Origin of the sequence: Brevundimonas sp. UBA6550 (genome assembly GCF_002434505.1) — a bacterium.
GTDB lineage: Bacteria > Pseudomonadota > Alphaproteobacteria > Caulobacterales > Caulobacteraceae > Brevundimonas.
In genome coordinates, this window is record NZ_DJKE01000001.1 from 425,285 (window position 1) to 434,351 (window position 9,067).

The window sequence follows — 9,067 nt, forward strand, 5'->3', positions numbered from 1 at the left end:
ACGTCAGGGAAAACAGACGCCGCCTCGAAGCCGAGCGGGAGGTGATGAACCTGGCCCTTCAGGATTCTCTCACCGGCCTGCCCAATCGTCGCCAGTTCGACGAGGCCTTCCGCCGCGCGCTGGCGACCGTGCCCACTGCGCCGGAAGCGCACGCTGTGCTGATGCTGGACCTCAACGGCTTTAAGAAGGTCAACGATGTCCATGGCCACCCCGTCGGCGACCAGGTGCTGATCCATGTGGGCGCGAGATTGCTGCGGGCCGTGCGCGACGGCGATCTGGTCGCTCGGCTGGGCGGCGACGAGTTCGTGATTCTGGCGCGCAATGTGGCGGGCGCCGAGGGCGCCGCTTCGATCGCCTTGCGTGTGACCGAGTGTCTGGCCGAACCGGTCCAGACCGGGGGCCTGCGTCACGCCATCGGCACGGCCATAGGCATCGCCTTGTCGCCGCAGGACGGCGAAACGGCTGAGGAGTTGTTGCGCAAGGCCGACGTCGCTCTCTATCGCGCCAAGGCGGAACGTCGATCGGCGCTGCGGTTCTTCGAAGCTGAGATGGACGCCCGCCTGAAGGAACGGGCCGATCTTGAACGCGCGCTGCGACAGGACTGGTCAGGCCCCAGCTTCGTCTTGAAATATCAGCCCGTGGTCGGGATCCAAGGGGCGCAGGTCGGCGGCTTCGAGGCGGTTCCGCTGTGGCGCCACGCGGAATTGGGTCAGATCGGTTCGGATCGCTTCACGCCCGTCGCCGAAGAGGCGGGCTTGCTGACAGATTTGACGGACCGTCTCTTTAGAGAGGCGTGCTTGTCCGCCGCCGCGTGGCCTGCCGACGTGCGATTGTCATTCAGCCTGCCGGGCGCGTTGCTCTCGGACCCCACTTTCGGCTTGCGCGTCCTGGCCAGCCTCGCGGCGACCGGACTGTCGCCGACGCGGCTTGATCTCGAGGTGGATGAGGGCGCTTTGATCCGAGATCTGGATGCGGCCGAAGCCTTGCTGGGACCGTTGCGACAAGCCGGCGTCGCCATCGTGGCCGCCCACTTCGGCACGGGCTACTCTGATCTGCGCAACCTTCAAAAGCTGAAGCTCGATCGCATCAAGATCGATCAAAGCTTCATAGCCGCCATGACGCGCGACCGTAAGGCGGCGGTGATGGTCAAGGCCTTGATCGGGATCGGACAGGGGCTTGATTTGGCCGTGACGGCCGAAGGGGTCAGCACCTCGGAACAGCGCGCCGCGTTGGCGGCTCAAGGCTGTGGCCAAGCCCAGGGGACGGTCTTCGGCCAGGCGCTGGACGCTGCGGACGCTTTGGCTCTGGTGATGACATCCACCGACACCCTGCGGCGGGCCTAGCTCCAACGCGGCGCCGTCCGTTCGAAGCGTCGGTCTCTCCGTCGGATTTGAGACGGCTGCCCCAAGCCCAAGTCGTCAGCGATCATCGAAGAGCCGCTGTTCACCCGGAGCAGACCGGACTCCTGCGTGGACGAAGGCGTCGAGCCAGACATCCTTCTCCTCGTCGGTTAGTTCGGCCGTATCGATCGTTCCCGCAAGCGCCGCGGTAATGCGCGTATGACCGAAGCTGCCCGACTCTTCGATCCCGCGCCCCATCCGCACCCAGTGGACGATCTGTCTCGCAACCGACCGACTATGCAGTTCGGACTCGCGCCGAACGACTTTCATGATGTCGTCGCCAAGCTTCCCGGCCTGAGGCAGGCCAACCTCCAAATGGCCGTTGGCATTATGCCATCTGCCCATCGACCAGTAAGCGGAGCTGCGTTGACCCCATCGAAGGCTCATCGCACACCCCGGCCGTCAGGCCCGCATAGAGCCGCTGCGCGGCAGCGGGACCCGCCGATCCTTTGCGCGCGCGTCGCCGCGATCTCCAGCGTTGCGGTGCTGGTGCCCCCTGTAGACAACGGAGACGCTAGGCCGCCCTGGAAGGTCGACCAACCGCCTCGCGCCCTTGTGCGGCTTGCGCCACGACATCCGAAAGCGCGTCGAAGTCGATCGGCTTGTTGAGATAGGCGTCTGCGCCGGCAGCAAGTCCCAGCGTGTGGTCCTCCATTCGGGCGGACGCGGAGAGCACCACCACGGCAGCCCCTTGGTTCGGCCCCTTTTTGGACCTCAGCGCACGTGTGGCCGTCAATCCGTCCATGCGCGGCATGTTGATGTCCATGAGGATGAGATCGAAGGGCGTCTCCGCACAGCACGCGAGCGCTTCGATCCCGTCGCGCGCGGCGATGCAATGGTGGCCCATCGATCCGAGCCAAGTCTGCAACAGCATCAGGTTTACAGGATGGTCTTCGACAACCAATACATTGAGCGGAGCGCCAGCGACGTTCGTCAGATCGATTGCGTCGGCTGACAAGGCGTCATCGCTCTCCCAATTCAAGACCTCGACCGTCGCCGAAAAGGTGAATTGGGATCCACGCCCCACGTCGGAGACGACGCTCACATCACCGCCGAACAAGCTCGCGATCTTGCGCGCTATGCTCAGCCCAAGCCCGGTGCCCCCAAACCGACGCGTGGATGAGGCATCGACTTGAGTGAACGGCTGAAACAGGCGCTCCAGGTCGTGGGCGGAAATCCCCTCGCCGGTGTCGGTCACGGAGACGCGCAGCGCCGCTGTGGCGTCGCCGAGCCGTTCGACGCCCAACGATAGAGTCACCCGTCCGGACGCCGTGAACTTAATGGCGTTGCCCAGCAAATTTTGGACGACCTGGCCGGCCCGCAGCGCGTCCAGCTTCAGGACGGCGGGCAACTCACCGGATGTCTCCACAACGAATTCCAGTCCCTTGCTTTCGGCCTGGCTTCGAAACGGTCCGATCAATCGGTCCTGAAGCTCACGAAGCGTTATGGGCAGGGGCGTAAGTTCAAGCTTTCCAGCCTCCACCTTGGTGAGATCGAGAATGTCATTCAGGGTCACCAACAGACCATCGCCGGATTTGCGGATGACGGAGACAAGTTCACGTTGGCGGTCTTCAAGAGCGGCCATCTCGAGCAGTTGGGCCGCGCCAAGCACGCCATTCAAGGGCGTCCGAAGCTCATGGGAGACGACCGCCAGAAAGGCGGACTTGGCGTCATTGGCGGCGTTCGCTTGGTCGCGCGCGTCTTCCAGATCCGAAATCAACCGATCCTGACGCGCCTGCGCTTCGGCGATTTCACGATCTCGTATGCGGGTGACCACGACCTTGATGAGAAGAGACACCGCGAGCACGGGTCCGGCGCTGAGAAGGGTCCAGAATCCAGCCTTTCCCCAGAGGCTGACCGTCATCGCAAGACCGACCAGGGTGTAAGGCGTCGATACGATCACGGCGTCCTTCAGAGCGGATCTCATCTGGGTGAAGACCAGCATATAGCCGCTACACAACAGGATCGCCGCCAAGACGCGCCCCTGATCGCCCCCATAAAACCACGCGAGGAACGGCGCTCCGGCCCATGCCGCGCAGACGACGGTTACAAGGATGCGCGCGAGGCGAAGGCGAGAGAGTCTGGGATCCGCCAGCGCCCGATGTTCAAACGTCGCGCGGACGAAGCCGAAACCCATCGTCACCACATACCAGACCGCAACCCACCGAACGTCGACCTCCGTAAGAAGCGCCGCCGCCCAAGCCGTGATCACCCAATATCGGAGATGGCCATCCGCCACGAACCTTTCGATGAGCGGCCTCCGGGATTCGTCCATCATGGGAGCCAAGCTTTCGAAGAGGCAGTCAACGATGCATCATGTATCGCCGATATGAAATTAAGGTAAAATCTAGACTATGTACGGTTTAGGACATAGGTTTCGATTTCTTGATAAGGCAAAGCTTCGACGATAGCGGCGGACTCTTAATTCACACGGGCATTGATCAGCATGACTGCAAAGCTTGCGAACTCTTCGCGCGTCGAGCGTCACTCGGACAATTCCAAATGCTATGCCCAAAAAGCGCACCCAATACAGACCGTCGATGTCGGGTTCGGTCCGATACCGCAGACTTAGCCAAATCCAGAGCCGCCGGTTGCCGACTCATCAGCCGGTGCGGAGCCGCTCGTCAGACTTGGCGTCTCAGGTCGAGGCGGTGATAAAGGTCATCATGTCCTCGACGCCGAGCGGCCGGCTGAAGAGGTAGCCCTGAAGGTGCGTGCAGCCCAAGGCGACAAGCTCGGCGCGCTGAGCGTGCGTTTCCACCCCCTCCGCAACGATCCCCATCCCAAGGGCCCGTCCGAGCCCTGCGACAGCGGCGATCACCGCTCGTGAGGCCTGGGATTGCTCAATGTCGTCGACGAAGGATTTGTCGATCTTCACCTTGTCGAACGGGAAGCGCTTGAAGTAGCTGAGCGAGGAATAGCCGACGCCGAAGTCGTCCATCAGCAGCTGGATTCCCAGGGCCTTCAACGCCGTCAGCTGATCGAACGTGCTTTCCACGTCGCGAATGACTAGGCCTTCGGTGACCTCGAGCTGAAGCCTGTTCGCGGGCAAGCCTGAGACAGCCAAGGCCGCCTCGACCGTTTCGACCAATCGACCCGAGAGGAACTGCGCGGGCGAAAGGTTGACCGCAACACGAATGGGAACGGGCCAGCGACTTGCATCCTGGCAAGCAAGGCGCAGCAGACAGCTGCCGAGCGCCTCGATCAGACCGAGATCCTCGGCCAGTCCGATGAAGACGTCCGGACGGATCGGCCCCAAAGACGGATGGCGCCACCGCGCCAGGGCTTCGGCGCTGGTGATTTTCCCCGTTTCAGCCGCCACGACCGGTTGATAGGCCAAACCGATATCGCCTCGCTCGATCGCCCCGCGCAGATCCGATTTCAAGCGGCGTCGCATCCGGGTCTCGACATCGGAGGTTTCGTCGAAGAAGCAGGGGGCGCCCGTCTCGGACTGTTTCGCGCGCGTCAGGGCGACATCGACATTTTCGCGCAGTTCGGCGGCGGTCTCTCCATGATCTGGCGCGATGACGCCGGCGACGGCGACGTCGAGATGGGCCAGACCGCGATCCGTGGCGTAGGGCGCGGACAGGGATGCGGCGATCCGTTCGGCGGCATCCCTGGCGCGGGTCTTCGGTTCGGAGCCGATCAAGACAACGGCGAACTCATCGCCCCCCACACGGGCGATCCAGTCGGAGGGCGACACGATGGCCCGCAAGCGATCGGCCGCCTGGGTCAGCACCTGATCGCCCGCCGTCAGCCCCCATTGCTCGTTAATCGTTTTAAAGCGCCGCAAATCGACGCTGAGCATGGCGAACCGCGCTCCCGCCTGCACTTGGCGCTCGAGGCGCTCGGCGGCGCCGAACCGGTTGACCACCCCGGTCAAGTCGTCGTGCCGCGACAGGTGGAGCGCCTTCGCCTCCGCAATCCGTGTCGGGGTCACGTCTTCCGAGAAGCCGAGGATATACTGGTCGCGGCGATCCGGACCGTCGATCAAGACGCGCGTTGTCCGCAAACGGGCGACTACGCCATCGTCGCGAACGAAACTGCTTTCGAAGACATGCGGAACCCTGCGTAAGACGGCTTCCGCGTCGCGACTCTCGTACGCGGCTCCGATCTTGGGAAACAGTCGCCGGTCATTCGAGCCCAGAACTTCGGCGGCGGTCTTGCCCATGACCGCCTCGGCCGCCCTGTTGATCAGGACGTAGTCGTAGGTCTGCGCATCCTTGACGAACAGCATGGCCGGGAGATTGGCGACAACATTGTCGAGCAGTCCCTGTACGTCGGCCCGCGCCTTTTCGACACGGCGCTGTTCGGAGACGTCGCGCGCCACGACCGCCACGCCGCGCTCCTCCATTGTCCCCCAAGGCGAGACCGTCACTTCAACAGCCGTGGACACGCCGTCGTCGCGCTTTACGAAAGACGAGATAGACGACGACCGTTCCGCCCGATCTCGGAATTGGTCCATCAACCTGCGCACCGGATTGGCAGGTCCATCGAACAGACTTTCAAGGACCTGACCGATCATCTTTTCCGCCGGTCGGCCGAACAGCCGCTCAGCCGCTCCATTGGCGTAGACAATCCTTCCCTCAGCATCTGCAGCGACGACGGCATCCGCCGAAGCCGTCACGACTTCGGCGGCGATCCTGTCGAGCCGTCGAGCGTGACGGGTCTTGATTAACGCCGTGGCGACATCCGCCAGCAGCATGAGGGTCGTTTTCTGCGCTTCGCTTAAGTCGGGTCGCGCCACGGGGTCGAACACGCAAAGCGCCCCGATGCAGTGGCCAGACGCGAGCCTCAGCGGCGCGCCCGCATAAAACCGAATGCCCCCGTCTTGCGTCACAAGAGGATTGTCGGCGAAACGCAGATCCGAAGAAGCGTCGGGCACCACGATGAGCTCGCCTTGCGCGACCGCGTGATCGCAGAACGCGAGGCTGCGCTCGGACTCTAAGAAGTCGATGTTTCGTCGCGCCTTGAACCATTGCCGACGCTCATCGATGAGGCTGACGCCTGCGCTCGCCGTACCGACGAGCGTCGCGGCGATGCGGGCGAGTTCGTCGAACTCTGTCTCGGGGGCCGTGTCGAGAATATTCAGATCGATGAGCGCGCTCAGTCTCGCCTGTTCCCGCACGGCGATGCTGTCTCGGTCCAGGAGAGCCATGCCCTGAGGGTGTCAGATCAGGCTTACGGGGCCGTAAAGAAGATCACCCTTCGACAGCCGTTCTTTTTAAGCGACGAAGTTGAGGGCCTTTCAGACGAGCATCCCGCCCATTCAGCAGTCATTCCCCAACGACGCGGAATATCGGAAGCGCCACAGTGCGTCGATGATTGTCGCCTGCCGCGCCGGGCGCCTCGTCAAGGTCACGCCGAGCGACCCGGCCGCTTCCCTCGCGACCCGGTCGTGCTTATCGTCCAGCCAATGGCCACAGCGATCCCTCAACCAGCGGCAAGCACCACCTCCCGTCATCCGGCGTCATCGCGGGAACTGGCGGTCGACGCCCAGCTTTGTCTGGCCCTCTCCACATCCAGCGCTCTCGTCGTGAAGCTCTATCGAAAATTGCTCGCGCCGCTGGGTCTGACCCATCCTCAGTACCTGATCCTCATCGTTCTTCTCGAAACCCGAAAAGCGCAGACCATCGGGATGATTGGAACCCGGCTGTCTCTCAAGACAGGATCGATGACGCCCCTGATCAAGCGGCTGGCTGCGGCCGGATTCATCGACAAGAGACGTGATGCGGACGACGACCGCAAAACCTGGATCAGCCTGACGGAAAAAGGGATCGCGACACAAAGTCATCTCGAGGCGGTGCGCGAGGAGGTCGTGCGACGACTGCCGCTGAGCAGCGCGGGGTTAGAGTGTCTGACGGACGAGCTTCAGCGCTTGAACACGGCCTTGAGACCTCAGTTCGCGCCAGACGGACGCCCCACGGCGAAACGGCTCTAAGACGCCGCCTAGGACGCCTCCCACGTCCGATCGACCACGTGCAGTCTCGGCGCTGTCCGAACGCTTGGCGGGGCTACGGGCGGGGTCGTGACGGCAAGCAGTCCGCTCGCGAGGACACGCCGCGTCGAATCTGGATGGCCCTCGTCCCGCTTGTTCGCTTCCGTCTGGAACCGCGCGACACTCTCGACCAAAGCCGTTGCCTCTTGGGCCAGAGCGTCACTCGCGGCGGTCGCCTCCTCCACCATGGCGGCGTTTTGCTGGGTGATGCGGTCCATGTCATTGACCGCTGTGTTGACCTCGGCGAGCGCGATCGCCTGCTCCTGCGACGACGCTGCGATCTCCGCGACCAAGCCTGCGACCTGATCAACACGATCTTCGATGAGGCGGAGCGCCTCCGCCGTCCTTCCCACCAGGCCTACCCCCTCCTCCACCTCGGCCGTTGACGCCGAGATAAGCGTCTTGATTTCGCGCGCAGCCGCTGCAGATCGCTGCGCGAGCCCGCGAACCTCCGACGCGACGACAGCGAAGCCGCGCCCGGACTCGCCGGCCCGCGCCGCCTCGACTCCAGCATTCAACGCCAGCAGGTTCGTCTGAAATGCGATTTCGTCAATCACGCCGACAATCTGAGCGATCTGGACGGAAGACTGTTCGATCGCCGTCATCGCCGTCATCGCCTTGGACACGACATCGCCCGAAGACTTGGCCTGTGTCGTCGCCGACAAGGCGACCGCGGACGCCGCGTCCGCCCCCTGAGCGGACCGCCTCACCGTCGCCGTGATCTCATCGAGTGCAGCCGCCGTCTGCTCCAATGCGGCGGCCTGTTGTTCGGTCCGCCGCGATAGTTCGTCAGCCGCCAGACGAATTTCGTCGGAGCCCGTACGGATCGATTGCGCACCTGTCGTGATGACCGAAACAACGCCGGCGAGCCCCTCAAGCGCGTCATTGATGTCTGCCCTGAGCCTCGAAAAGTCCGGAGGAAAATCGCCTGGCAGGGTCCGCGTGAGATCCCCCGCCGCAAGGCCTCGGAGCGTGTCTGCGACTCGGCCGATTGCGTCCTCCCGAACAGCCGTCAAGGCCTGACGCTCAGCCTCGTATGTCAGCCTCTCTGTCTCCACCGCCGTGACATCAGACGCAAATTTGACGATCCGGTACGGCTTGCCTTGATCGTCAAACAAAGGGTTGTAGGTCGCCTGGATCCAGACGGGATCGCCGGACTTTGAACGTCGCAGGAACTTGTCCGCTATGAAGGCCCCGTCCCGAAGACGCTCCCAGAATCGGCGATAGTCGTCCGAGCCCTTCTGCTCGTCGCTGACGAAAATCTCGTGATGGCGGCCCACGACCTCTTCCAGCGCATAGCCGACCACGTTGAGAAAGTTCTCGTTGGCCGTGATAACGGCCCCATCCAGATCAAACTCGATTACGGCTTGCGACCGACTGATCGCCGCCACACGCGCCTCTAGATCGTGGACGCGGTGGCGTTCCGCCACGCGCTTCTTCGTGCGATCGAACATGGTCTGCCTGTTTCGGTTGAAACCCATCGGCTAAGGCGGAAACCCTAAGAGCCGGTATATCAAACTTGATATATCTCCCAAGACCGAAGCCTGCCGTTCGGTTCCGCCCGGGCGCCGCCGCCCGAAAATATGAACGAGCCCGGACCCGACGCCCAGCGGTTGCGACGAGGCGCCATCGGTCACCCAACGTCGGACTAGGACGAATCGACATTCAC

At 63.1% G+C, this 9,067-nt stretch carries 6 protein-coding genes; 2 read left to right on the plus strand and 4 right to left on the minus strand.

What is annotated here, in order from left to right; genetic code table 11:
* Positions 1-44 precede the first annotated feature (44 nt).
* Positions 45-1,343, plus strand: a complete 1,299-nt coding sequence (locus tag B3Z70_RS02060) for a putative bifunctional diguanylate cyclase/phosphodiesterase (RefSeq protein ID WP_292020703.1) — start codon at positions 45-47, stop codon at positions 1,341-1,343.
* 75 nt (positions 1,344-1,418) lie between these two features.
* Here the strand turns inward: B3Z70_RS02060 and B3Z70_RS02065 are convergent, their stop codons facing one another.
* The 3 genes from B3Z70_RS02065 to B3Z70_RS02075 all read right to left on the minus strand — a co-directional run bounded on the left by B3Z70_RS02065 (position 1,419) and on the right by B3Z70_RS02075 (position 6,558).
* On the minus strand, positions 1,419-1,787 hold the full coding sequence (locus B3Z70_RS02065) for a TA system antitoxin ParD family protein (RefSeq protein ID WP_292044515.1): 369 nt from the start codon (positions 1,785-1,787) through the stop codon (positions 1,419-1,421).
* Between the two features lie 127 nt (positions 1,788-1,914).
* Positions 1,915-3,678, minus strand: a complete 1,764-nt coding sequence (locus B3Z70_RS02070) for an ATP-binding protein (RefSeq protein WP_292020686.1) — start codon at positions 3,676-3,678, stop codon at positions 1,915-1,917.
* Between the two features lie 360 nt (positions 3,679-4,038).
* The gene (locus B3Z70_RS02075) at positions 4,039-6,558 is read right to left on the minus strand and encodes a sensor domain-containing phosphodiesterase (protein ID WP_292020684.1); all 2,520 of its coding nucleotides are present in this window, start codon (positions 6,556-6,558) and stop codon (positions 4,039-4,041) included.
* 258 nt (positions 6,559-6,816) lie between these two features.
* On the opposite strand from B3Z70_RS02075, the gene B3Z70_RS02080 reads away from it, so the two are divergent.
* Positions 6,817-7,341 (plus strand): MarR family winged helix-turn-helix transcriptional regulator, encoded by a 525-nt coding sequence (locus B3Z70_RS02080; RefSeq protein ID WP_292044517.1) that lies wholly within the window; start codon positions 6,817-6,819, stop codon positions 7,339-7,341.
* An 8-nt stretch (positions 7,342-7,349) separates the two neighbouring features.
* Here the strand turns inward: B3Z70_RS02080 and B3Z70_RS02085 are convergent, their stop codons facing one another.
* Positions 7,350-8,852 carry a methyl-accepting chemotaxis protein gene (locus tag B3Z70_RS02085; RefSeq protein ID WP_292020679.1) on the minus strand — a complete coding sequence of 501 codons (1,503 nt, stop codon included), beginning with the start codon at positions 8,850-8,852 and terminating at the stop codon, positions 7,350-7,352.
* Positions 8,853-9,067 lie beyond the last annotated feature (215 nt).